This window comes from Pseudomonas sp. EggHat1, assembly GCF_014892995.1.
GTDB classification, from domain to species: Bacteria; Pseudomonadota; Gammaproteobacteria; order Pseudomonadales; family Pseudomonadaceae; genus Aquipseudomonas; species Aquipseudomonas chaetocerotis.
In genome coordinates this window covers 89,062-111,266 of the sequence record NZ_JACKQK010000016.1, presented here as the reverse complement: position 1 = coordinate 111,266, position 22,205 = coordinate 89,062, and the positions used below count along the sequence as shown (strand labels likewise).

The 22,205-nt window shown below is 62.3% G+C and carries 23 protein-coding genes; 6 read left to right on the top strand and 17 right to left on the bottom strand.

Annotated elements, in window-relative coordinates; genetic code table 11:
• Positions 1–5: 5 nt before the first annotated feature.
• From INS93_RS21320 to INS93_RS21305, 4 genes are all read right to left on the bottom strand, one after another.
• Positions 6–878, bottom strand: a complete 873-nt coding sequence (locus INS93_RS21320; protein ID WP_160018543.1) for an endonuclease/exonuclease/phosphatase family protein — start codon at positions 876–878, stop codon at positions 6–8.
• Between the two features lie 19 nt (positions 879–897).
• Positions 898–1,524 (bottom strand): thiol:disulfide interchange protein DsbA/DsbL, encoded by a 627-nt coding sequence (locus INS93_RS21315; protein ID WP_192985439.1) that lies wholly within the window; start codon positions 1,522–1,524, stop codon positions 898–900.
• 275 nt (positions 1,525–1,799) lie between these two features.
• Positions 1,800–2,405 (bottom strand): c-type cytochrome, encoded by a 606-nt coding sequence (locus INS93_RS21310; protein WP_192985438.1) that lies wholly within the window; start codon positions 2,403–2,405, stop codon positions 1,800–1,802.
• 51 nt (positions 2,406–2,456) lie between these two features.
• Positions 2,457–2,747, bottom strand: coding sequence for a c-type cytochrome (locus INS93_RS21305; protein WP_192985437.1), 291 nt, complete (start codon positions 2,745–2,747; stop codon positions 2,457–2,459).
• A 382-nt stretch (positions 2,748–3,129) separates the two neighbouring features.
• On the opposite strand from INS93_RS21305, the gene yihA reads away from it, so the two are divergent.
• A complete protein-coding gene (gene yihA / locus INS93_RS21300; RefSeq protein ID WP_160018547.1) occupies positions 3,130–3,780 on the top strand; it encodes a ribosome biogenesis GTP-binding protein YihA/YsxC in 651 nt (216 codons plus the stop codon).
• A 391-nt stretch (positions 3,781–4,171) separates the two neighbouring features.
• On the opposite strand, the gene polA is transcribed toward yihA, so the two are convergent.
• Positions 4,172–6,967 (bottom strand): DNA polymerase I, encoded by a 2,796-nt coding sequence (gene polA, locus INS93_RS21295; protein WP_192985436.1) that lies wholly within the window; start codon positions 6,965–6,967, stop codon positions 4,172–4,174.
• 261 nt (positions 6,968–7,228) lie between these two features.
• On the opposite strand from polA, the gene INS93_RS21290 reads away from it, so the two are divergent.
• Both INS93_RS21290 and INS93_RS21285 read left to right on the top strand, forming a co-directional pair.
• Complete coding sequence (locus INS93_RS21290; protein WP_192985465.1) at positions 7,229–7,513, top strand: DUF2782 domain-containing protein; 285 nt, start codon at positions 7,229–7,231, stop codon at positions 7,511–7,513.
• Between the two features lie 16 nt (positions 7,514–7,529).
• Positions 7,530–8,480, top strand: coding sequence for a homoserine kinase (locus tag INS93_RS21285; protein ID WP_192985435.1), 951 nt, complete (start codon positions 7,530–7,532; stop codon positions 8,478–8,480).
• A gap of 267 nt (positions 8,481–8,747) precedes the next feature.
• On the opposite strand, the gene INS93_RS21280 is transcribed toward INS93_RS21285, so the two are convergent.
• Genes INS93_RS21280 through INS93_RS21260 form a run of 5 tightly spaced genes read right to left on the bottom strand, consistent with a single transcriptional unit; the run spans position 8,748 to position 12,706 of the window.
• Complete coding sequence (locus tag INS93_RS21280) at positions 8,748–9,380, bottom strand: SCO family protein (protein ID WP_192985434.1); 633 nt, start codon at positions 9,378–9,380, stop codon at positions 8,748–8,750.
• A gap of 8 nt (positions 9,381–9,388) precedes the next feature.
• The gene (gene cyoE / locus INS93_RS21275; RefSeq protein ID WP_372241834.1) at positions 9,389–10,279 is read right to left on the bottom strand and encodes a heme o synthase; all 891 of its coding nucleotides are present in this window, start codon (positions 10,277–10,279) and stop codon (positions 9,389–9,391) included.
• A 28-nt stretch (positions 10,280–10,307) separates the two neighbouring features.
• Positions 10,308–11,366: a COX15/CtaA family protein gene (locus INS93_RS21270; protein WP_160018553.1), complete on the bottom strand. Its 1,059-nt coding sequence runs from the start codon at positions 11,364–11,366 to the stop codon at positions 10,308–10,310.
• Between the two features lie 55 nt (positions 11,367–11,421).
• Positions 11,422–12,000 (bottom strand): hypothetical protein, encoded by a 579-nt coding sequence (locus tag INS93_RS21265; protein WP_192985433.1) that lies wholly within the window; start codon positions 11,998–12,000, stop codon positions 11,422–11,424.
• Positions 11,975–12,706 (bottom strand): SURF1 family protein, encoded by a 732-nt coding sequence (locus INS93_RS21260; RefSeq protein WP_192985432.1) that lies wholly within the window; start codon positions 12,704–12,706, stop codon positions 11,975–11,977. Before INS93_RS21260 ends, INS93_RS21265 begins: the two co-directional genes overlap by 26 nt.
• A 71-nt stretch (positions 12,707–12,777) precedes the next feature.
• Here INS93_RS21260 and INS93_RS21255 point away from each other — a divergent pair, with 71 nt between their 5' ends.
• Positions 12,778–12,981: a twin transmembrane helix small protein gene (locus INS93_RS21255; protein ID WP_021487546.1), complete on the top strand. Its 204-nt coding sequence runs from the start codon at positions 12,778–12,780 to the stop codon at positions 12,979–12,981.
• Positions 12,982–12,987: 6 nt separating this feature from the next.
• On the opposite strand, the gene INS93_RS21250 is transcribed toward INS93_RS21255, so the two are convergent.
• The 4 genes from INS93_RS21250 to coxB are packed head-to-tail and all read right to left on the bottom strand — an operon-like array spanning position 12,988 to position 17,167.
• Positions 12,988–13,884 (bottom strand): cytochrome c oxidase subunit 3, encoded by an 897-nt coding sequence (locus tag INS93_RS21250; protein WP_021487545.1) that lies wholly within the window; start codon positions 13,882–13,884, stop codon positions 12,988–12,990.
• A gap of 11 nt (positions 13,885–13,895) precedes the next feature.
• Positions 13,896–14,444, bottom strand: coding sequence for a cytochrome c oxidase assembly protein (locus INS93_RS21245; protein WP_160018557.1), 549 nt, complete (start codon positions 14,442–14,444; stop codon positions 13,896–13,898).
• Positions 14,445–14,454: 10 nt separating this feature from the next.
• The gene (gene ctaD / locus INS93_RS21240; RefSeq protein ID WP_160018558.1) at positions 14,455–16,038 is read right to left on the bottom strand and encodes a cytochrome c oxidase subunit I; all 1,584 of its coding nucleotides are present in this window, start codon (positions 16,036–16,038) and stop codon (positions 14,455–14,457) included.
• Between the two features lie 4 nt (positions 16,039–16,042).
• Positions 16,043–17,167 (bottom strand): cytochrome c oxidase subunit II, encoded by a 1,125-nt coding sequence (gene coxB, locus INS93_RS21235; RefSeq protein ID WP_192985431.1) that lies wholly within the window; start codon positions 17,165–17,167, stop codon positions 16,043–16,045.
• Positions 17,168–17,571: 404 nt separating this feature from the next.
• Between coxB and INS93_RS21230 the strand changes: the two genes are divergently transcribed.
• Positions 17,572–18,213 carry a hypothetical protein gene (locus tag INS93_RS21230; RefSeq protein ID WP_192985430.1) on the top strand — a complete coding sequence of 214 codons (642 nt, stop codon included), beginning with the start codon at positions 17,572–17,574 and terminating at the stop codon, positions 18,211–18,213.
• On the opposite strand, the gene INS93_RS21225 is transcribed toward INS93_RS21230, so the two are convergent.
• Positions 18,203–19,132, bottom strand: coding sequence for an AEC family transporter (locus tag INS93_RS21225; protein ID WP_192985429.1), 930 nt, complete (start codon positions 19,130–19,132; stop codon positions 18,203–18,205). The two genes, INS93_RS21230 and INS93_RS21225, sit on opposite strands and share 11 nt — an antisense overlap.
• A gap of 354 nt (positions 19,133–19,486) precedes the next feature.
• Between INS93_RS21225 and glsB the strand changes: the two genes are divergently transcribed.
• Positions 19,487–20,395 (top strand): glutaminase B, encoded by a 909-nt coding sequence (glsB, locus tag INS93_RS21220; RefSeq protein ID WP_192985428.1) that lies wholly within the window; start codon positions 19,487–19,489, stop codon positions 20,393–20,395.
• Positions 20,396–20,622: 227 nt separating this feature from the next.
• Here glsB and INS93_RS21215 read toward each other — a convergent pair whose 3' ends face one another.
• Positions 20,623–21,066, bottom strand: coding sequence for a GNAT family N-acetyltransferase (locus INS93_RS21215; protein ID WP_192985427.1), 444 nt, complete (start codon positions 21,064–21,066; stop codon positions 20,623–20,625).
• A gap of 27 nt (positions 21,067–21,093) precedes the next feature.
• Complete coding sequence (locus tag INS93_RS21210) at positions 21,094–22,083, bottom strand: asparaginase (RefSeq protein WP_192985426.1); 990 nt, start codon at positions 22,081–22,083, stop codon at positions 21,094–21,096.
• Positions 22,084–22,205: the final 122 nt, after the last annotated feature.

The following is a 22,205-nucleotide window of genomic DNA, read 5'->3' as shown; positions in this document are numbered from 1 at the left end:
ACGGCTTACTCGGGAGATGGCGTCTTCAGCATAGGCATTTGCGCAGCATTCTGTGCTTCCGGCAGGCGGATTTCCACGGCCACGGGAAGGTGGTCGGAAATCGGCTGACTGAGCACATCGACGCGCCCCAGTTCGAGCTCGGAACTGAGCAGGATATGATCGAGACAGCGCTGCGGTCGCCAACTGGGGAAGGTTGCTTCGACCTGTGGCGCGATCAGGCCGAGGTCGCGCAGCGGGGAGTTTTCCAGCAGGTCGGCAGCATGGGTGTTCATGTCGCCCATCAGCACCAGATGGCGAAACTCACTGACGCGCTCGCGAATGTAAGCCAGTTGCCGCGTTCGTGTGCGTGCGCCCAGCGCCAGATGCATCATCACCACACCCAATGCGTGCTCGCCCTCACCGAGGCGCAGGAAAATCGCACCACGTCCGGGCGGACCAGGGAGCGGATGATCTTCCAGCAGGGTGGGACGCAAGCGGCTTAGCACGCCATTGCTGTGCTGGGCGAAACGCCCGAGATTGCGATTGAGCTGTTGATACCAGTAGGGAAAGGCGCCCTGCTGGGCCAGGTACTCGACCTGATTGATGTAGCCCGAGCGCAGGCTGCCACCATCGACCTCCTGCAACGCCACCAGATCGAAATCGGCGAGCAGATCACCGATGCGCTGCAGGTTGCCGGCACGCCCGGAATGGGGCAACAGGTGCTGCCAGCTACGGGTCAGGTAGTGATGGTAACGCTGGGTATTGATGCCGACCTGGACGTTGAAACTGAGCAGACGCAGTAGGCCGTCGGCTGGCCAGTCGGCCTGCGGCGAACAGTGCAGGTTGACCTGTGGATCGCACAGGCCAACTGCACGTGTCTTTCGCCAGCGGCGCAGCATGCTTCGCGCCTGCGGTCGCTTAAAGCGCCTCGCGTTCCTTGGCGATCAGGTGGTCAGCGACCTGCAGGGTCTGCTGCGGGCCACCGGCCGAACTCAGGTCGAAGCGATACTTGCCACCGACGATCATCACCGGCACACCCGTGACCTGGTAAGCCATCGCCAGTTTCTTGGCCTTTTCCATCTGACCTTTGACGGCGAAGGAGTTGAAGGTCTTGAGGAAGGCATCGCGATCAACGCCCTGCGTCGCGACGAAGTCGGCGAACTCTTCAGCCGAAGCCAGCTTTTTCTTCTCCTGGTGGATGGCGGTGAACACGGCTTCATGCACCTTGTGTTCGACCTTCATGCTTTCCAGGGTGATGAACGCCTGACCATGCACGTTCCAGATGCCACCGAACAGTGCCGGCACACGAACGAAATTGACGTCTTCCGGCAGATTCTCGACCCAGGGGTTGAGGGTCGCTTCGAACTGATAGCAGTGCGGGCAGCCGTACCAGAACAGCTCCACCACCTCGATCTGGCCGGGTTTGGAAACCGGCACCGGGCTCTTCAGCTCAACGTACTGCTGGCCAGCCACTGGCTCGGCATGAGCAGTGATACCGAACAGGCTGCTGACGGCCAGAGCTGCGCCGAGAATCAGGTTACGCATGGGGTACTCCTTGGTAGTAGGCATCGCCTCGTGGCGAATCGCTAGTAAGACCGGGCGACACGATGCAGGTTCCGGCCATTGTAGCCGCGCCGCAAATGAAAAAGGGTGGCCGTAGCCACCCTTTGTCTTACCAACTGCAACAACCCTTGGCCTTTAGAGAATTTCGCGAGCTAGAGTCATGCAAGGAAGAAACAGGAGAGGAAGCGGAGTGTACTTTTGTACATGAGCATTCCGATCCTGTTTCTGACGCAGCAGGGCCGACGCGCAGCAAATTATCAGTGCAGACCCTGGATGAAGCTGGATACCGCTTCGATATCCTTGTTGCTGAGCTTGGCAGCGATGGCACGCATGATCATCGCGTCGCCGTCGTTGGTGCGGTTGCCTTCGCGGAAATCGGTCAGCTGCTTGGCAACGTACTGGGCATGTTGGCCGCCCAACTGCGGGAAGCCAGCTGCATCCAGACCAGCGCCGTTGGGCGAGTGGCAGCCGGTGCAGGCCGGCATGCCTTCTTCCAGCTTGCCGCCACGGAACAGCGCTTCACCACGCGCGACCAGCTTGGGATCGGCAGCACCAACGCTCATCTTCTGGCTGGAGAAGTAAGCAGCGATGTCAGCCATGTCCTGATCGCTGAGGTTGTCCAGCATGCCGGTCATCTCGACCACTGGACGGTCACCGGACTTGATGTCGTGCAGCTGCTTGAGCAAGTAACGCTCGCCCTGACCGGCCAGCTTGGGGAAGTTTGGCGCAGGGCTGTTGCCATCGGCGCCATGGCAGGCACCACAGACAGCAACTTTGCCCTGACCGGCTTCGGCATCGCCAGCAGCCTGAGCCACGCCGGTGAGGCCCAGGGTCAACAGCAGACTCACGAGTACTTTGTTCATCAGCTAATCCAATTACGGCTAAAAGAGAGAAGGGTTATCGGCGGGGCTCACTCATTCGGTCATCAGTTTGATGACCGCCTGGTAATCCTCGGCCGTGCAGTCCATGCACAAGCCGCGCGGCGGCATGGCATTCAAACCATTGGTGACGCTCTGCACCAGTGTATCCATGCCCTTGGCCAGGCGGGGCTCCCATGCGGCCTTGTCGCCCTTCTTGGGCGCCGTGGGAATCTGGCCGTTGTGGCACACGCCACAGGAACGGTCATACACAGCTTGCGGATCCTGAGCAGCATAGACGTTGAAAGACAGCATCATAACTGCAGCAGCGAGCAGCATTTTCTTCATCAAATCAACCTCATCAGGGTAGGGAACGTTCTGCTTTCTATCGAGCAGAGATGTAATCGCTCCCGGCAATCGGGTTCCTGCGGGTGGGACAAAGCGCACACAAAATCTGCGGCATTATATACTGGCAACGCTGAAACGGAAACGACGCCGCTTGCCGCGCCACCTGGCGTGCGACAGGTGCGCGGAAATGTCGCAATCCCTCGAACGGTCAAGAGGGTCTCTACAAAGCAGCGAGCAAAGGTCAGGCAAGGCGGAGTCAGCCGAAAAAGCGGAGTGTACGAGTAGTACATGAGCATTTTGAGGTTGATTCCAACGCAGCATGGCCGCGCGCAGCCATTTGTAGACACCCTCTCTGCGGATTGAGGTAACCACCGGATACCCCATGCTCCCGAAAAATCCCATCATCGGTCTGTGCCAGCAGGCCAGCTTCCTCATCAGTGCCGCCAAGGTCGATCAGTGCCCCGAGGACAGCGGCCTGGAAGTCGCCTTCGCCGGCCGTTCCAACGCGGGCAAGTCGAGCGCGCTCAATACGCTGACCCATGCCAGCCTGGCGCGCACCTCGAAGACCCCCGGGCGCACGCAGTTGCTCAACTTCTTTCGCCTGGACGACGAGCGTCGCCTGGTCGACCTGCCTGGCTACGGCTATGCCAAGGTCCCGATCCCGCTCAAGCAGCATTGGCAGAAACATCTGGAAGCGTATCTGGGCAGCCGCGAGAGCTTGAGCGGCCTGGTGTTGATGATGGATATCCGTCATCCGCTGACCGAGTTCGACTGCATGATGCTGGACTGGTCGGTGGCCAGTGGCATGCCGCTGCATATCCTGCTGACCAAGGCCGACAAGCTGGCCTTCGGTGCGGCGAAGACTGCGCTGCTCAAGGTACGCCAGGAAATTCACAAGCAGTGGGGCGAGGCCATCAGTATCCAGCTGTTCTCGGCACCCAAGCGCATGGGTGTGGAAGAGGCGCAGATGGTGCTGGCTGGTTGGTTGGATTTGCTGCCGGAAGAGGGTGAAGAAAGCGCTGAAGAGGCCTGAAGCAGGGTGCGCAGTGCGCACCGGAAGACGACTCGTAATAAGCGAGTAAGCTCCCTCTCCCGCCCTTCGGGCACCCTCTCCCGGAGGGAGAGGGTCATCAGATCGTCGCAAGCGACCTTTTTATGGGCAAAAAAAACCCCGAGCTTCGTATGGGGAGGGAGAAGTTCGGGGTTCAAGGTCTGAACCGCTAGGGCGGGGTTCAGATGTCTGCCAACACTTAACACAACAAAGGAGCATTGAAGGGCTTTGCGGCCATTCATGAACTCTGACCGGGTGGGTTTGCGGAAAGTTCATCGCCTTTTTAAAAACCATTTGCAATAAAAAAGCGCCTTTTGATTCCCTGAAACCCCAAAGCTAGAGCGGCCGCGGCATTGCGCCGCGGCGACGGGGATTAGTGTGCCTCGTCCCAGTTGACGCCGACACCTACCTCCACCAGCAGCGGCACGTCCAACTCGGCAGCACCACTCATCAGGCTCTTGAGTTTGGCGCTGACCTCATCGATCAGCTCCTCGCGCACCTCCAGTACCAGCTCGTCGTGCACCTGCAGGATGATGCGCGCATCGATACCGCTGTCCTGCAGCCAGCCGTCCACGGCGATCATGGCGCGCTTGATGATGTCCGCCGCAGTGCCCTGCATGGGCGCGTTGATCGCCGCGCGCTCGGCGCCCTTGCGCATGGCCTGATTCTGCGCATGGATCTCGGGCAGGTAGAGGCGACGGCCGTAGACCGTCTCCACGTAGCCCTGCTCGGCAGCCTGCGCGCGGGTGCGCTCCATGTAGGTCAGCACGCCCGGATAGCGAGCGAAGTAACGGTCGATGTAGGCCTGCGCCTCCTTGCGTTCGACGTCGATCTGCTTGGCCAGGCCGAAGGCACTCATGCCGTAGATCAGGCCGAAGTTGATGGCCTTGGCCTTGCGTCGCTGGTCGCTGCTCACCTCTTCCAGCGCCACGCCGAACACCTCGGCAGCCGTGGCCTTGTGCACGTCCAGGTCATGGCGGAAGGCGTCCAGCAGCCCTTCATCCTTGGCCAGGTGGGCCATGATGCGCAGCTCGATCTGCGAGTAGTCCGCCGCCATCAGCTTGTAGCCCTTGGGCGCGACGAAGGCCTGACGGATACGTCGTCCTTCGGCGGTGCGGATCGGGATGTTCTGCAGGTTCGGGTCGCTCGACGACAGACGGCCAGTGGCGGCCACTGCCTGGTGATAGCTGGTGTGGATGCGCCCGGTACGCGGGTTGATCTGCTCCGGTAGCTTGTCGGTATAGGTGCTCTTGAGCTTGCTCAGGGAGCGGTACTGCATCAGCACCTTGGGCAGTTCGAAGTCCTGCTCGGCCAGTTCGGCGAGAACCGCTTCGGCAGTGGAAGGCTGGCCCTTGGCGGTCTTGCTGATCACCGGATAACCGAGTTTCTCGTAGAGGATAACGCCCAGCTGCTTGGGCGATGCGAGGTTGAACTCCTCGCCAGCGATCTCGAATGCCTTGCGCTCCAGCTCCACCAGCTTTTCGCCCAGCTCGACGCTCTGCTCACCGAGCAGTTTGGCGTCGACCAGCGCGCCGTTGCGCTCGATGCGCGCCAGCACCGGCACCAGCGGGATTTCGATCTCGCGCAGCACCTTGGCCAGCGATGGTACGGACTGCAGCCGGCCCCACAACTCCTGGTGCAGGCGCAGGGTGACATCGGCATCCTCAGCGGCGTAAGGGCCGGCCTGCTCCAGGGCGATCTGATCGAAGGTCAGTTGCTTGGCGCCCTTGCCGGCGATGTCCTCGAAGCGAATGGTGCTGTGGTTCAGGTATTTCAGCGCCAGGCTGTCCATGTCATGGCGGGTGGCGGTGGAGTCCAGCACGTAGGATTCGAGCATGGTGTCGAAGGCCACGCCCTGCACGGCAATCGGTGTGCTGGCATTGGCCAGGACGTTGATATCGTACTTGGCGTGCTGGCCGACCTTGGCTTTGGCCGGGTCTTCGAGAATCGGCTTGAGCGCCTTGAGCACCGCATCGCGATCGAGCTGCTGCGGCACGCCCATGTAGCTGTGCGCCAGCGGGATATAGGCCGCTTCGCCGGCCTTGACCGCGAAGGACAGGCCGACCAGTTGCGCCTGCTGGGCGTCGATGCTGGTGGTCTCGCTGTCGAAGGCGATCAGCTCGGCCTGCTCCAGCTTCTGCAGCCAGGCATCGAACTGCGCCTGCTCCAGCACCAGTTGGTAATCACCATCGCTCGGCGGCGTTGGTTCAGCGGCTGCTTCGGCGGTTTCTCCAGCGGGTTCGGCGAACAGATCGCCAGCCGGCGCAGCAGCCTTGGCGGCCAGCGACTTGTTCTGACGGAGCAGGTCGTCCAGCCAGTTCTTGAATTCCAGTTCACCGTAGAGTTGCACCAGCGCGGCCTGGTCCGGCTCGCCCGGATGCAGCGAGTCAATCTCGATGTTCAGCGGCACGTCGGTCTTGATGGTTGCCAGCTGATAGGACAGGTAGGCCATCTCGCGGTGCTCTTCGAGCTTGGCCGGCAAGCCCTTGGCACCGCGGATCGGCAGCTCGGGGACCCTGTCGAGGTTGGCGTAGAGCACGTCGAGACCACCGCCGATGCCCACCAGCAGGCCGAGAGCGGTCTTCTCACCGACGCCGGGCACACCCGGAATGTTGTCGACCTTGTCGCCCATCAGCGCCAGGTAGTCGATGATCAGCTCAGGGCCGACACCGAATTTCTCCTTTACGCCATCGGCATCGTAGACGCTTCCGGTCATGGTATTGACCAGCGTAACGTGCGGGCAGACCAGCTGCGCCATGTCCTTGTCGCCGGTGGAGATCACCACGTCGCGCTTTTCCCCGGCCGCCTGACGCGCCAGGGTGCCGATCACGTCGTCAGCTTCCACGCCTTCGACGCAGAGCAGCGGCAGACCCAGGGCGCGCACGCTGGCATGCAACGGCTCGACCTGGACGCGCAACTCGTCCGGCATGGAGGGGCGATTGGCCTTGTACTCGGCGAACAGCTCGTCGCGGAAGGTGCCGCCCTTGGCGTCGAAGACCACGGCAAAGGGGCTGTTCGGGTACTGCTTGCGCAGGCTCTTGAGCATGTTCAGCACGCCTTTTACCGCTCCGGTGGGCATGCCCTTGGAAGTGGTCAGCGGTGGCAGGGCATGGAAGGCGCGGTACAGGTAAGAGGAACCGTCGACCAGAACGAGGGGAGCTTGGCTCATGCGCGGGATCAACCTTTTCGGTGGGTGCAGTATTACAGGTAATTGAAAAACGTAGGCGAGGCAGCCAGTGCAATACCGATGGCGGCCCCGCAAAAACAGGCGAGGACCGGTCGGAGTCGCGCTCGACTTTACGAGTTGTAAATGAGCATTCCGACCGGGCTGGCGCTCCAGCCTGTCTTTAACGCAGCAATGGCAACGCAGGTAGTTTTTCAGCGGCCTGTTAGAATGGCTGCATCATTGAATACGAGGAGCAAGGTTATCATGGGTACAGCCAAACGCCTTTTACTGGTCGGCCTGCTGGCCTGTCTTCCGCTTGCCGCGTATGCCGAGGATCCGGTCTCGGGTGATCCGGACGTGACCATCCGCCAGGACGGCGACCGCACCATTCAGGAATACCGGGTCAATGGTTTCCTCTATGCCATCAAGGTCATCCCGAAGAACGGTAAACCCTACTTTCTCGTTCGCGCCGATGGCAGCGACGGCAACTTCATACGTTCGGACGATCCGGACATGCTGATCCCATCGTGGGAAATCTTTAGCTGGTAAGCGATTAAGGTCTGATATGTCGGTATTCACCCCCCTGGAGCGTCATGAGCTCGAAGTCTTCCTGGCGCCCTACGGGCTTGGTCGGTTGCGTGATTTCCAGGGCATTGCTGCGGGCAGCGAAAACAGCAACTTCTTCGTCAGCCTTGAGCAGGGTGAGTACGTTCTGACCCTGGTCGAACGCGGGCCAGTGGCCGACCTGCCGTTCTTCATCGAATTACTCGATGTGCTGCACGATGCCGGCCTGCCGGTGCCCTACGCCCTGCGTACACAGGATGGTGAGGCACTGCGCAGCCTGGCAGAGAAACCGGCACTGCTGCAGCCACGGCTGTCCGGCAAGCATGTGCGCGAGGCCAACGCGCATCACTGCCAGGAAGTGGGTAGCCTGCTGGCCCGCATCCACCTGGCGACTCGCGAACAGCCGGTGGAACGTCGCAGCGACCGCGGCCTGGACTGGATGCTCGCCGAAGGCCCGAGCCAGGCGTTGAAGCTCGATGAGCAGGCATTGCCACTGCTACGTGATGCGCTGGCCGAGATCGCCGAGCTGAAGCCGCGCATCCTGGCTTTGCCGCGGGCAAACCTGCACGCCGATCTGTTCCGCGACAACGTGCTATTCGACGGCAACCATCTGGCCGGGGTGATCGACTTCTACAACGCCTGCTCCGGGCCGATGCTCTACGACCTGGCCATCACCCTGAACGACTGGTGCTCACACGAAGACGGCAACCTCGACGGCGCTCGCGCCCGTGCGCTGCTGGGTGCTTATGCGGCGCTGCGCCCCTTCACCGCTGCCGAGGCGCAGCTGTGGCCGGCCATGCTTCGTGTGGCCTGCGTGCGTTTCTGGCTGTCACGCCTGATCGCCGCCGAATCGTTCGCCGGGCAGGAAGTACTGATTCATGATCCGGCCGAATTCCAACGGCGCCTGGCGCAGCGCCAGCAGATCAACCTGCCCTTGCCATTCGCGCTGTAGTGGGATCGACGCGTTTCGTAGGGTGGGTTAGCCGCCTGTGACACATTGCTGAATCACACTCTGTGCCCGCGGCAGCGTAACCCACCGTCGGCGCAACGCCATCCATTGCCTGGTGGGTTACGCGGCCACGCCCCGTAGGGTGCGCCGTGCGCACCAATGTCTTTGACCGCCAGCCGGTGCGCGTGGCGCACCCTACGAGACCGGGGCCGTAGCCCGGATGAAATCCGGGAAATGCTGGTGATAGTGGTGCGCAGCGCACCCGGCGGATCAGCTACCCGAAACCAGCCCCGGCAGTTGTGCCGCCAGCTTGGCGTTATTGATCGGCGCGCGGATGAAGCCACGCTGGGTGCCGTCCGGGCCGATGATCACCAGGTTGCCGCTGTGATCGACGGTGTAGTTTTCCTTGCTGGTGTCAGCCGGGATGTAGGGAATGCTCACCGAGTTGGCGAATTTCTGCAGGGTTTCCTCTTCGCCTGTCAGGCCTTTGAAGCCCGCATTGAAGAAGCCCAGGTACTTGCTCAGTTGCTCCGGCGTATCGCGATGGGGGTCCACGCTGACCATCACCACGTTCAGCCGTGCACGGGTTTCTTCGGGCAGTTGAGTCTGCAACTGGCGCAGCTGAGCGAGGGTGGCCGGGCAGATGTCCGGGCAGAAGGTGTAGCCAAAGAACAGCAGGCTCCATTCACCCTTGAGCTGATCCACCGCGACCTCCTTGCCGTCCTGATCGATCAGGCTCAGCGCTGGCAGGCTGCGGTTCTGCGGTAGAAGCACGATACCGGCATCGAGCAACGCCGCCGGGTCACCCTGGCTCTTGCTGTTGAGCACCTTGTTGACGGTCAGGCCCAGCACCAGAGCAACGATGGCAACGAGGACGAAAACAGTGGTCTGAGTGCGCGTCATGAAAAACCTTAGATATTCAGCAACAAGTAGTGATCCGCCAGCAAAGCGATGAACAGCAAGAACAGGTACCAGATACTGTACTTGAAGGTGTTGATCGCCGCGTGCGGTTTGCTGTCACGGTACAGCACCCAGGCCCAGTGCAGGAAGCGGCCGCCCAGCAGCAGGGCGCAGACCAGATAAAGTGGCCCGCTCATATGAATGGCGTAGGGCAGCAAGGTCACCGCGAACATCACCAGGGTGTAGAGCAGGATATGCACCTTGGTGTAGTGCTCGCCGTGGGTGACAGGCAGCATGGGGATGTCCGCCTTGGCGTATTCGGCCTTGCGATGAATGGCCAGGGCCCAGAAATGCGGCGGCGTCCAGGCGAAGATGATCAGCACCAGCAACAGTGGCTCGGCGCTCAGGTGGCCGGTGACGGCGACCCAGCCCAGTAGCGGTGGTGCCGCGCCAGCCAGGCCGCCGATGACGATGTTCTGCGGCGTAGCGCGCTTGAGAAAGCCGGTGTAGATCACCGCATAACCGAGCAATGAGGCAAGGGTCAGCCAGGCGGCCAGCTCGTTGGTGAACACCATCAGCAGGCTCATGCCGGCGATGGCCAACAGCAGCGCGAAAGTCAGCGCCGCAACCGGCGAGACCCGCCCGGCAGTGACCGGACGTTTGTGCGTGCGCGCCATGATCGAGTCGATACGTCGATCCACCACGTGGTTGACCGCAGCCGCCGCGCCGGCACACAGGCCGATGCCAAGGTTGCCGAACAGCAGCACCGTCCAGGGCACACCGGCACGGGTGGCGAGGAACATGCCGACCAGCGAGGTGATCAGCATCAGCATCACCACCCGTGGCTTGGTCAGCTCCAGATAATCTCGCCAGGTAGCATGTTCGGCGTGAGCTCGCAGCATTGTCGCCATGGCACTTCTCCCTGAATCGTTATTTGCCGGCCTGAAGCAGACCGTTGGACGCAAGAGACACGCGTGCACCCGCGAGAGCGGATGCTTCGCGAGTAGCCGCAGAAACAGCCCTCAGGCGATAGTTGATCAGCACCATCACCAGCAGCAGGGCCGCGCCACCTGCGTTGTGCGCTACCGCCACCAGCAGCGGCAAATGGAAGATCACGTTGCTGATGCCCAAGCCGACCTGTACGGCCAACGCCAGCAGTAGCAGACCAGACAAGCGCGACAGTCTGGCTGCATGCAGTCGCCAGGCCAGTACCAACAGCGCCAGCGTCACCAGTAGCGCCCCGATGCGGTGACTCATGTGAATGGCGGTGCGCGCATCACTGTCGAGCTGTCCGCCCAGGTAGTTGGGGCCGATGTGCTGGGTCAGGTGAAAGCCCTTGCCGAAATCCATCGCCGGCCACCACTCACCGTGACAGGTGGGCAGGTCGACGCAGGCAACCGCAGCGTAATTAGAGCTGACCCAGCCGCCGAGGGTGATCTGCCCGATCACCAGCAGCAGGCAAGCCGCCGCCAATGTCCGCAGGGGCCCAGGCAGCTGCAGCGGGGCGAAGCGTCCAGACAGGCGCAACGTGAGCAAGGTCAGCAGACTGAGCGTGGCGAAACCGCCGAGCAGATGAGCGGTGACCACCTGCGGCCACAGCTGCAGGGTGACTGTCCACATGCCGAAGGCGCCCTGCAGGATCACCAGCGCCAGAATCGCCAACGGCAACCTGAGCGGCTGGGTTGGCTCCGCGCGACGGCGCACGGCCTGGGCTGCAATGACGAGAATCACCAGCCCCAGTGCACCGGCAAAGTAACGATGGATCATCTCGTACCAGCCCTTGGCGACCTCTACCGGGGCCTCGGGAAATCGCGCCTCGGCGATGGCCTGCTTGTGCTCGCTCATCGGCACGCCGAGAAAGCCGTAGCAACCCGGCCAATCCGGACAACCCAAACCGGCATGGGTCAGTCGGGTGTAAGCACCTAGCAGCACCACCACCACGGTCAGGAGGGTCGCGAACAGCGCTAGACGGTAACCAGGCTTGTGCATGTCAACTCCTTGGGCACTGGGCTTGGCGCTCTGTCGATACGGACAGAGCGCGGCATCAACCGATCAGGGAAATTTTCAGCAGGTAACGCAGATCATCGAGAATGGCCTTGCCCTTGCTGCCGGCCGGATAGCGCAGCACCAGATTGCCGTGTGGATCGACCAGCCACAGCTGTGCACCCGGTACCGACTCGGCGGCCTTGTCGTAGGCCTGCAGATCCAGCCGATAGCGTCCAAGCTGCGGGTACTCACGCTTGAGCGTGGCGTCGTACTCGGCCGGCAATGGTTCGGCCAGCGCCAGACCGTGACTGGCGCGGGCAGTCTCGCGATTGAGACCGATCTGGATCTGCCGCGCCAGGTAAACCAGCTGCTGACAGTCGGCCTCACATGCGCCCGGTGCTGTCACCAGAATCTGCCACAGTGGCTCCACCTCACCCTGCACGCCAAGATCGGCAAGGGTGCGGCCATCGCCGATCAGTACGCCGTGGTAGCTGCGCGTCTCCGGTACCCAGAAGCGCCACTGGTACATGGCGCTGGCCAGGAACATCGGGCCGATGGCAATGGCCAGGATCAACAACAACTGCAGGCGACCACGCCCCTTGCGCGGTGCCTCAGGCATGGCGATGGCTGGGTTCATGACGATGCTCCCGTGCATTGTGAATTCCGAGATAAATGAACAGGCCAAGCAGCGCGGCAGCCAGGGAGAACCACTGCACCGCATAGCCCAGATGCTTGCTGGGGCTCATGGCCACGATTGGCCAGTCGACGCGATAACTGGCAGGCCCGGACTCCAGGCGCACCTCGAAAGGCAGGCCACCACGGCCCAGCTGGCGCCAGAGGCTGTCGGCCTCGACCTGCGTGATCAGTCGCGGCCAGCCTTCGGATGCCGTGTCGGATCGCAAATTCAGACCGCCAGAGGGCGCCACGTAGACCCAGGCAGTGAGTTGCAGCACGCCATCGAGGCTGTCGAAGTGCGGCGGCGTGCGCCGGTCCGGCCAGGGTAGCCAGCCACGATTGAGCAACACCCAGAGTCCGCTGGACTGATCGTAAAAAGGCTGCAGCAGCTCGACTCCGGCATGACCATCACGAATGCGGCTGTCTAGCAGCAGGCTGTGCTCGGTATCGAAGTGTCCACGCAGCTGAACGCGGCGGTAGGCGGGGTCCGGCATGGGCTCGAGTTGCTCGAGGCTGATCGGTTCGGCCTGGCGCCGCGCCTCGAAACTGGCCAGCAGCAGGCGCTTTTCATCGCCACGCTGCAGCTGCCAGAAGCCCAGCCACAGCAATCCCGGCAGCAGCAGGGCAACCAGCACGCTGGGCAACCAACCGGGACGGAAGGCGCTCATTGCGCCCTGCCGTTACGATCGGGGTTGCTGGCTATACTGCAATGCATCACTCGAATCCCCCGGAGTCTCACATGCTCAAGGCCGCGATCGTCCTCATGCTGCTGGCAACCATCGCCAGCCTGTTCAGCGGCCTGTTCTTCCTGGTCAAGGACGAAGGCCATGGTTCCCGCGTGGTCGGCGCGCTGACTGTCCGTGTCGGCCTTACCGCCATTACCGTTGCTCTGGTCGCCTGGGGCTTCTACTCAGGGCAACTGGTGTCCCACGTTACGTGGTAGCCCCCGCTACAGTACGTAGACGAAGACGAACAAGCCCAGCCAGACCACATCGACGAAGTGCCAATACCAGGCGGCCGCCTCGAAGCCGAAGTGCTGATCGGCGTCGAAATGCCCGCGCGTGATGCGCACCAGCATCACGATCAGGATGATGGTGCCCAAGGTCACGTGCGCGCCGTGGAAGCCGGTGAGCATGAAGAAGGTGGCGCCATAGATGCCTGAGCCCAGGGTCAGCCCCAGCTCGGTATAGGCCTCGATGTATTCCTCGACCTGAAAGAACAGGAACGCCAGGGCGAGGACGATGGTCGCGGCCAGCCAGGCCTTGAGCGGGCCACGGTGGTTCTTCTTCAACGCGTGGTGAGCCAGGGTAATGGTGAAGCTGGATGACACCAGCAAGATGGTGTTGACCAGCGGCAGGTGCCAGGGGTCGATCACCCCGGTTGGCGGCGGGAACAGCTTGGAGTCGGGATTCTGCAGCAGCGGCCAGCTGTATTCGAAACCTTCCCAGAGCATGTTGGCCACGCCCTTGTCACCCTCGCCGCCAAGCCAGGGTCCGGCCCAGGTACGGATATAGAACAGGGCGCCGAAGAAGGCGGCGAAGAACATCACCTCGGAGAAGATGAACCAGCTCATCCCCCAGCGGAAGGAGCGGTCCATCTGCGCGCTGTACAGACCGCTGCGACTTTCCTTGATGACGTTACCGAACCAGCCGAACAGCATCCAGGCCAGAATCAGCCCGCCGACGAAGAAGATCAGCGGCCCGTTGGAACCCTCGCGGCCCGCCGACAGATCGTTGAACCAGGTGCCGACACCGTAGAAGCTGACCAGCAGGCCGATGGTGGCGACGATAGGCCACTTACTCTGCGCCGGTACGTAATAGTTCTCGTGACTTTCGTGACTCGACATTGTTGTTCTCCTTATGGAGCCTGTGCCACTGGCGGTTTGCGCGCGGTGATATCGAACAGGGTGTAGCCCAGGGTCAGGTGCTTCACGTCCTTGGGTAGATCCCTGTCGACGATGAAACGCACCGGCATTTCGATGCGCTCGCCCGGTTGCAGCACCTGCTGGGTAAAGCAGAAACACTCGGTCTTGTGAAAGAAGGCTGCCGCCTTCGAAGGCGATACGCTGGGAATCGCCTGTGCGCTCATCGGCTGGTCACTGGGGTTGTAGGCGACGAACAGCATGTCGCGCGACTCACCCGGGTGAACCAGTATTTCGTCAGCCTGCGGGCCGAACTCCCAGACCATGCCGGCGGCGTTGGTGGCGAGAAACTGCACGCGCACCTGACGCTGCTCGTCCACCATCTGCTCACCCTGGTAGGCCCCGGCCGTCTTGCCGTTGATGCCGAATACCCGGCACATGGCGTCGTAGAACGGCGGCAGGACGAAGATGCCGAAGCAGAACATCACCACCACCACGAGCAGCAGACGGGTAACCAGGCGACGAGTCGCGATGACCTCGCTCACGGCAGACCTCCTATTTCACTTCCGGTGGTGTGCTGAAGGTGTGATAGGGCGCCGGTGACGGCACCGTCCACTCCAGGCCTTCGGCACCATCCCAGGGTTTGGCCGGGGCCGGCTTGCCGCCGCGGATGCACTTGATGACGATGAACAGGAACAACAGCTGAGTGGCGCCGAACATGAAGGCGCCGATGCTGGAGACCATGTTGAAGTTGGCGAACATCATGTTGTAGTCGGGAATACGCCGTGGCATGCCGGCCAGGCCAACGAAGTGCATCGGGAAGAACGCCAGGTTCATGCCGATGAAACTCATCCAGAAATGCAGCTTGCCCAGGGTTTCGTCATACATATGGCCGGTCCACTTGGGCAGCCAGTAGTAGGCCGAGGCGAAGATGCCGAAGATCGCACCGGGCACCAGCACGTAGTGGAAGTGCGCCACCACGAAGTAAGTGTCGTGATACTGGAAGTCCGCCGGGGCGATGGCCAGCATAAGCCCGGAAAAACCGCCGATGGTGAACAGGATGACGAAGGCCACCGAGAACAGCATCGGCGCCTCGAAGGTCATCGAGCCCTGCCACATGGTGCTGGCCCAATTGAACACCTTCACCCCGGTGGGTACGGCAATCAGCATGGTGGCGTACATGAAGAACAGCTCACCGGTCAGCGGAATGCCGACAGTGAACATGTGGTGCGCCCATACGATGAACGAGAGGAAGGCGATCGAGGCGGTGGCGTAGACCATCGAGGTGTAGCCGAACAGCGGCTTGCGCGCGAAGGCCGGAATGATCGAGCTGACCGCGCCAAAAGCGGGCAGGATCATGATGTACACCTCGGGGTGGCCGAAGAACCAGAACACGTGCTGGAACAAGACCGGATCACCACCGCCAGCGGCGTTGAAGAAGCTGGTGCCGAAGTGGATATCCATCAGCATCATGGTCACGCAGCCAGCCAGTACCGGCATCACCGCGATCAGCAGGAAGGCGGTGATCAGCCAGGTCCAGACGAACAGCGGCATCTTCATCAGGGTCATGCCGGGGGCGCGCAGATTGAGGATGGTGGCGACCACGTTGATCGCCCCCATGATCGAGCTGATGCCCATCAGGTGCACGGCGAAGATGAAGAAGGTCGTGCTCTCCGGCCCGTAGGTGGTCGACAGCGGCGCGTAAAAGGTCCAGCCGAAGTTCGGCCCGCCACCTTCCATGAACAGCGTCGAGACCAGCAGACCGAAGGCCGCCGGCAACAGCCAGAAGCTGAAGTTGTTCATCCGCGGCAGGGCCATGTCCGGCGCGCCGATCATCAGCGGGATCATCCAGTTGGCCAGGCCGACGAAGGCCGGCATCACCGCGCCGAAGACCATGATCAGGCCGTGCATGGTGGTCATCTGGTTGAAGAATTCCGGCTGCACGATCTGCAAGCCAGGCTGGAACAATTCGGCGCGGATGACCATGGCCATCGAGCCGCCCAGCAGGAACATGCAGAAGCTGAACCACAGGTACATCGTGCCGATGTCCTTGTGGTTGGTGGTCAGTACCCAGCGCATCAGGCCCTTGGCCGGGCCATGGTGGTGGTCAGTATGACCGTGGTCGATCACTGCACTCATGTCCTTACTCCTGCGCCTTGGAGAAATCGAGAATGTCCTTGGGCGTGACCATGTCACCGACATTGTTGCCCCAGGCATTGCGCTCGTAGGTGATGATGGCGGCCAGGTCGACCGGCGACAGCTGCTTGCCGAAGGCGGCCATGGAGGTGCCCGGCTTGCCGTTGTAGACGATGTCGATATGGCCCTCGGCTGCCCCCTTGGCGATGGCCGAGCCCTTGAGCGCCGGGAACATCGGTGGCAAACCTTCACCGGTAGGCTGGTGGCAGGCCGCACAGGCGGTGTTATATGCCTTCTCGCCGCGTGCCATCAGCTCTTCCATGGTCCACTCCTTGCTGGTCAGCTCACGCTCTGCGGCAGCGGCCTGCTTGCGTTCGGCCAGCCAGGCGTCGAAGTCTTCCTTGGACTTGGCCTCGACCACCACCGGCATGAAACCGTGATCCTTGCCGCACAGCTCGGTGCACTGGCCACGGTAGATGCCGGGCTCTTCGATGCGCGTCCAGGATTCATTGATGAAACCGGGAATGGCGTCCTTCTTCACCGCCAGTGCCGGCACCCACCAGGAATGGATGACGTCGGCGGCGGTGATCAGGAAGCGCACCTTGGTGCCCACCGGCACCACCAACGGCTCGTCGACTTCCAGCAGGTAGTGTTCGCCCTTGGCTTCGCGGTTGTCGATCTGCGAGCGCGGTGTGGTCAGGTTACTGAAGAACTCGACGTCCTGACCCAGGTACTTGTAGTGCCACTTCCACTGGTAGCCAGTGACCTGGATGTCCAGCTCGGACTCGGAGGTGTCGTAAATCTCGATCAGCGTCTTGGTCGCCGGAATCGCCATCACCACCAGAATGGCCAACGGCACCACGGTCCAGAGAATCTCGACGGTGGTGCTTTCGTGGAAATGCGCAGGTTTCTGGCCCGTGGAGCGGCGGTGCATGATCATTGACCAGAACATGGCGCCGAACACGATCACACCGATCACAACGCAGATCCAGAAAATGGTCATGTGCAGATCGAACACGGAGCGGCTGACGTCGGTTACACCGGGCGCCATATTGACCGTCCACTGCGCGTGCGCCGAGCCTAATGCCAGCCACAGCAGGAGGCCCATCCAGACTCGTGGATGTCGCATCATTGCGGGTTCCCCTTGATTGTTCTTGTTATCCCGCCGGCTGAGCCTGCGGCTAAGGGATCGACTGCCATGGAGCGACAAGGCGAACTCACTGTCCGCGCACCGTGCTCAACTGCTGGCGACTACTGCCGAAACCTCTCCGTGCCTGAGCTCGTCCGGTTCCATCAGGTACTGCCTTTCGAACTCGAGTATAGACGGCGAGTTTCACCTCGCAACGTGTACGCAAAATTGGCCGAAGGCGCGCAGGCCCTGTCCTAAACGCCCCGACTGACGCGGGGTGTAGCCTTTCTGATACAGGTCGTTATAGCGAACTCGCATAAGTATGAAAAAATTATGACAATCGCGTCTTAGCCCGACCAAACGGCCGGCTAATGTTCACGCCCATGTCCTGAAATGTAGGAGCCGTCATGAACACCGTCGCCCTTCGTCAATTGATCGCCCAGGCTCGCCAGCAGGAAAGCGGCAGCCAGGCGCTCTCGCGCTTGCTGCAGGCTCAGCTGGATCGACTGCATCCGTCCATCCGCCTGCCGGAGGAGGATGCGCCGGGGGCGCTGAGCGCATTCGTCATCGCTTATATCGAGGAGGTGCCGGACGTGCTCGACGCGGCTGCCGAAGTCGCGCGCGAAGCGGGAATCGAGGCGGCTGTGAAACCGGTGCTGAAGATCGCCGAGCATTTCTTCCTGCAGCCACCGGCGCTGATGGAGGGTCATGAAGGTCTCGAAGGCCTGCTCGACGAAGCCTATCTGGCCCATCGCCTGGTGGAGGAGGTCAATGACCGCTATATCGCCCATCTCGGCCAGCCGCTGATCCCGCTGGACACTACACGCGCCAACCTGATCGCTCATCAGTTGATCGGCGAACCCTTCGCCAACCAGCTCGACGAGGCCGTGCATCATGCCCTGGCCGGCATGCTCGATGACGCCAGCTTCGACCTGCCGTCGGTGCAGGCCTACCGTGAGCGCCTGGCGGCGCCGGATACCGCATCGGCCTGGCGGCGCTGGCCCTGCCTGTCGCAGCAGTTGGGCGTGGAGCTGCAGCTCAAGGGGTGATCGCCAGCAGAATCAGCGACAGGGTCAGCAGCGAACCGAGGGTAGAGAACAGGATCGCCCGCGAAACCAGCGCCGCCTGGCGCTGGTAGTACTCGGCGAGCATGAACGGCCCGGTGCCCGTTGGCAGTGCGCTGAGCAACAACGCGGCATGCGCCCAGAACGGCGGCAGGTCGAGCAGCACAAAGGCGATGAACCAGGTCACCAGCGGTTGCAGCACCAGCTTCAGGGCCACCAGCGGCCAGGCACCTTCGCTCGGCCCGCTCTGCCGTTGCGCCAGGAATAACCCCAGCGATACCAGTGCACAGGGCACCGTGGCCGCGCCGAGCAGGCGCAGAAACTCGTCCAGCGCCGCAGGCATCTGCACGCCGCCAAACGCCCAGGCAGCACCAAGCAGTGGCGCGACCACCAGCGGATTCTTCAACAGCGCGGTGACCACCTGAACGATGGCACCGCCCAACCCCTTCTTGCTCTGCAGACCCACCTCGATGCACACCACCGCCAGGCCGAATAGCACGCAGACCACCAGCAGCGAGGCGATCAGCGCGGGCGCCATGCCGTCCTCACCCAGCACCAGTACGCACAGTGGAATGCCGATATAGCCGGTATTGGCATAACCGGCACTGAGCCCATCGATGCTGGCGTCGACCAGGCTGCCAGTGGTTTTCCAGCGGTACACCAGCGTGATCAGAAACACCGCGAGCATGCCGCCGGTGAAGGCGAGCAGGAAACCGGGTTGCCAGATCTGCGTCCAGTCGGCCTTGGCCGTGAGGCTGAACAGCAACGCTGGCAGGCCGAGCCAGACCACGAAGCGGTTCATCTCCGATGCCGCGGTCGGCCCCAGGCGATTGGTTCGTCGACAGATGAATCCGACCAGGATCAGGCCGAAGATCGGCAGCAGCACATTGAGAACGGTGGACATCGAACTACGCCAACGACAGGAGAGGACCGAGCCTATGGGTGCAGGCCGCTCAGGGCAAGTCATGAGCTGTGATTCGACGGCGCCCGCTGGCGTCTAGCAGTGACATGCCGGGCGAGCCCGGCGCCGCCACGAGCCGAAGAGCCAGCCAAAGTCTGCTGCGCGTCGGCCATGCTGCGTTAAAAACAGGCTGGAACGCCAGCCCGGTCGAATGCTCATTTACAGCTTGTAAACTCCGCTTCCTCGCCTGCTTGATTCGCTGGCGCTCACCCTTCGGGCCAGCCTTTGGCTGTTACTCCCGCTGGTCGTTGCGCCTTGCATGGCTCTAGCTCGCGAGACTTTGAACAGGCTCTACACATGCAAGCGCTGTTGAACGAAATTCTCGATGAAGTCCGCCCACTGATCGGCCAGGGCAAGGTGGCCGACTACATTCCCGCACTGGCCAGCGTGGCGCCTGATCAGCTGGGCATCGCCGTGTATGGCAACGACGGCCAGGTGCATGTCGCAGGCGATGCACGTACACCCTTCTCGATCCAGAGCATTTCCAAGGTGTTCAGCCTGGTCCAGGCCATCGGCCACAGCGGCGAGAGCATCTGGCAGCGCCTGGGCCACGAGCCGTCCGGGCAGCCGTTCAACTCGCTGGTGCAGCTGGAGTTCGAGCGTGGCAAGCCGCGCAATCCGTTCATCAATGCCGGCGCCCTGGTGATCTGCGACATCAACCAGTCGCGCTACGCCGCACCGGCGCTGTCGATGCGCGACTTCGTCCGGCGCCTGTCGGGCAACCCCGAGGTCACCGTGGACAACCATGTCGCCGAGTCGGAGTACCAGCACCGCGCGCGCAACGCGGCAGCGGCCTACCTGATGCAGTCGTTCGGTAATTTCCACAACGAAGTCGAGGCCGTGCTGCGCAGCTACTTCAGCTGCTGCGCGCTGCGCATGAGCTGCGTCGACCTGGCGCGTGCCTTTGGCTTTCTGGCCAACCAGGGTTTCTGCCAGCACAGCGGCGAGCAGGTGCTGTCGCCCCGCCAGACCAAGCAGATCAACGCCATCATGGCCACCAGCGGGCTGTACGACGAAGCAGGTAACTTCGCCTATCGAGTCGGTCTGCCGGGCAAGAGCGGCGTCGGCGGCGGCATCGTCGCGGTTGTCCCAGGGCAGTTCAGCGTGTGCGTGTGGTCACCGGAGTTGAACACGGCGGGTAACTCCCTGGCAGGGATCAAGGCGCTGGAACTGCTCAGTGAGCGTATTGGCTGGTCGGTCTTCTGAATCGGCGCGCTACAGCTGCGTAGCCCAGATGAAATCCAGGGAAAAGGGGCGCGCTCCCCAAATCGCATCCAGGCCAAGAGTGCCAAAGGTACGCACAGCGCACCCTACAACAGCGCGCTGAATCGGCGCGCTACAGCTGCAGTAGCCCGGATGAAATCCGGGGAAGGGGCGCCGCTCTCGCCGGATCGCACCCAGGCCAAAGGGACCAAAGGTGCGCGCAGCGCACCCTACAACAGCTTGCGGTACTGCACGAATCCCGAGCGCTCACCGATGCGCTCGTACAAGAGCTTGGCCTGGCTGTTGCTCTCGTGAGTCAGCCAGTGCACCCGTGAACAGCCGGCAGCACGCGCCTGCTCAAAAACATGCTGGATCAGCTGACGACCGACGCCGCCACTGCGCTGGCCCTTGGCGACGAACAGGTCCTGCAGGTAACAGTAATCGCCGGTGGTCCAGGTCGAGCGGTGAATGACCCAGTGCACCAGGCCAATGGCCTGGTCACCCTGCCAGGCCAGGGCGGCGCCCATGGGCTCGGCGGGATCGAGAAAACGCTGCCAGGTAAACGCGCTGGTGTCGGCTGGAATCTCGGTCATGTAGAAGCGCTGGTAGCCCTGCCACAAGGGCAACCAGGCTTCGTGATCGGCAGCAACTACAGGGCGAATTTCGATACTCATCGTCCTTCCTCTGTTAGGGCAGGTGGATCAGTCGCTCATCTCACCACAGAGATCGCGCGCCAGCCAGTGCTCAACCTCGGTTTGTGGCAACCCCGCGCCGAGCAGGGCGAACAGCTTGCCCAGTGCGGCTTCGCGGGTCATGCCGCCACAGGACACCAGACCGACCTCGGCCAGACGGCTGCCGGCCGCATACACGCCGAACTGCACATGGCCCTGCGGGCACTGGCTGATTGCCGCCAGCACCACGCCGCGCTGGTGCGCCTCACGCAGCACGCTCATCAATTGCGCGTCGCCGGCCGGGCCGGTACCGCTGCCATAGCACTCCAGCAGCAGACCCCGCACGCCGCTGGCCAGCAGCGCGTGCAGATGCCCTGCCTGCACCGCCGGATGCAGCGGCAATACAGCGAGATTCACCGCCTGGCGCGGCTGACGGAAGTCGATCCGCGCATCGACCGTGGCACGCTCTGCCTGACGCTGACGCGGCAGCACCTGGAAGGCATCGAAGGCATCGCTGCGCAACTTCGAACAACGTGCGCCATGCAGCAGCTGGCCGTTGAAGTACAGGTGCACGCCCGGCTTCACGCCGCGATACAGCGCGCGCATGGCGCCGAACAGATTGGGCCAGGCATCGCCGTCGGTCACACCGGCCGGCTGCATGGCGCCGGTCAGCACCACCGGCACATCGAGGCCGAGTAGCAGGAAACTCAGCGCTGCGGCGCTGTAGGCCAGGGTATCGGTGCCGTGCAGCACCAGCACGGCGTCGTGGCCGCCTTTCTGCACCGCTGTGACGATTTCGTCGCTCAGCGCCAGCCAGTGGCCGGTGTTCATGTTGGCGCTGTCGATCAACGGCAGCAGCTCGCGAAAGGTCCATTGCGGCAGCTCGCTGCCGTCCTCGCTGGTTTGTTGCGTGCGCATGCGCGCCTCGAAGCCCGAGGCCGGCGCCAGGCCGTCTGCGCTCATCTGCATGCCGATGGTGCCGCCTGTGTACAGCACCAGGAGTTTTTCCGGGGTCGCCATGGGCTCTCCTCACAAATCACGGGCCTGCGCGACATTCGCTACGTCGCTCACGACTGCCCGAACAATGGCTGCCAAAGGTGGCAGGCAAGAAAAAGGGGGCCTCGCCCCCTTCTTCCATCTGA

Coding starts and splice junctions, on each gene's coding strand:
- INS93_RS21320 (WP_160018543.1), bottom strand. CDS start 878: ATGCTGCGCCGCTGGCGAAAGACACGTGCAGTTGGCCTGTGCGATCCA.
- INS93_RS21315 (WP_192985439.1), bottom strand. CDS start 1,524: ATGCGTAACCTGATTCTCGGCGCAGCTCTGGCCGTCAGCAGCCTGTTC.
- INS93_RS21310 (WP_192985438.1), bottom strand. CDS start 2,405: ATGAACAAAGTACTCGTGAGTCTGCTGTTGACCCTGGGCCTCACCGGC.
- INS93_RS21305 (WP_192985437.1), bottom strand. CDS start 2,747: ATGAAGAAAATGCTGCTCGCTGCTGCAGTTATGATGCTGTCTTTCAAC.
- yihA (WP_160018547.1), top strand. CDS start 3,130: ATGCTCCCGAAAAATCCCATCATCGGTCTGTGCCAGCAGGCCAGCTTC.
- polA (WP_192985436.1), bottom strand. CDS start 6,967: ATGAGCCAAGCTCCCCTCGTTCTGGTCGACGGTTCCTCTTACCTGTAC.
- INS93_RS21290 (WP_192985465.1), top strand. CDS start 7,229: ATGGGTACAGCCAAACGCCTTTTACTGGTCGGCCTGCTGGCCTGTCTT.
- INS93_RS21285 (WP_192985435.1), top strand. CDS start 7,530: ATGTCGGTATTCACCCCCCTGGAGCGTCATGAGCTCGAAGTCTTCCTG.
- INS93_RS21280 (WP_192985434.1), bottom strand. CDS start 9,380: ATGACGCGCACTCAGACCACTGTTTTCGTCCTCGTTGCCATCGTTGCT.
- cyoE (WP_372241834.1), bottom strand. CDS start 10,279: ATGCTGCGAGCTCACGCCGAACATGCTACCTGGCGAGATTATCTGGAG.
- INS93_RS21270 (WP_160018553.1), bottom strand. CDS start 11,366: ATGCACAAGCCTGGTTACCGTCTAGCGCTGTTCGCGACCCTCCTGACC.
- INS93_RS21265 (WP_192985433.1), bottom strand. CDS start 12,000: ATGAACCCAGCCATCGCCATGCCTGAGGCACCGCGCAAGGGGCGTGGT.
- INS93_RS21260 (WP_192985432.1), bottom strand. CDS start 12,706: ATGAGCGCCTTCCGTCCCGGTTGGTTGCCCAGCGTGCTGGTTGCCCTG.
- INS93_RS21255 (WP_021487546.1), top strand. CDS start 12,778: ATGCTCAAGGCCGCGATCGTCCTCATGCTGCTGGCAACCATCGCCAGC.
- INS93_RS21250 (WP_021487545.1), bottom strand. CDS start 13,884: ATGTCGAGTCACGAAAGTCACGAGAACTATTACGTACCGGCGCAGAGT.
- ctaD (WP_160018558.1), bottom strand. CDS start 16,038: ATGAGTGCAGTGATCGACCACGGTCATACTGACCACCACCATGGCCCG.
- coxB (WP_192985431.1), bottom strand. CDS start 17,167: ATGATGCGACATCCACGAGTCTGGATGGGCCTCCTGCTGTGGCTGGCA.
- INS93_RS21230 (WP_192985430.1), top strand. CDS start 17,572: ATGAACACCGTCGCCCTTCGTCAATTGATCGCCCAGGCTCGCCAGCAG.
- INS93_RS21225 (WP_192985429.1), bottom strand. CDS start 19,132: ATGTCCACCGTTCTCAATGTGCTGCTGCCGATCTTCGGCCTGATCCTG.
- glsB (WP_192985428.1), top strand. CDS start 19,487: ATGCAAGCGCTGTTGAACGAAATTCTCGATGAAGTCCGCCCACTGATC.
- INS93_RS21215 (WP_192985427.1), bottom strand. CDS start 21,066: ATGAGTATCGAAATTCGCCCTGTAGTTGCTGCCGATCACGAAGCCTGG.
- INS93_RS21210 (WP_192985426.1), bottom strand. CDS start 22,083: ATGGCGACCCCGGAAAAACTCCTGGTGCTGTACACAGGCGGCACCATC.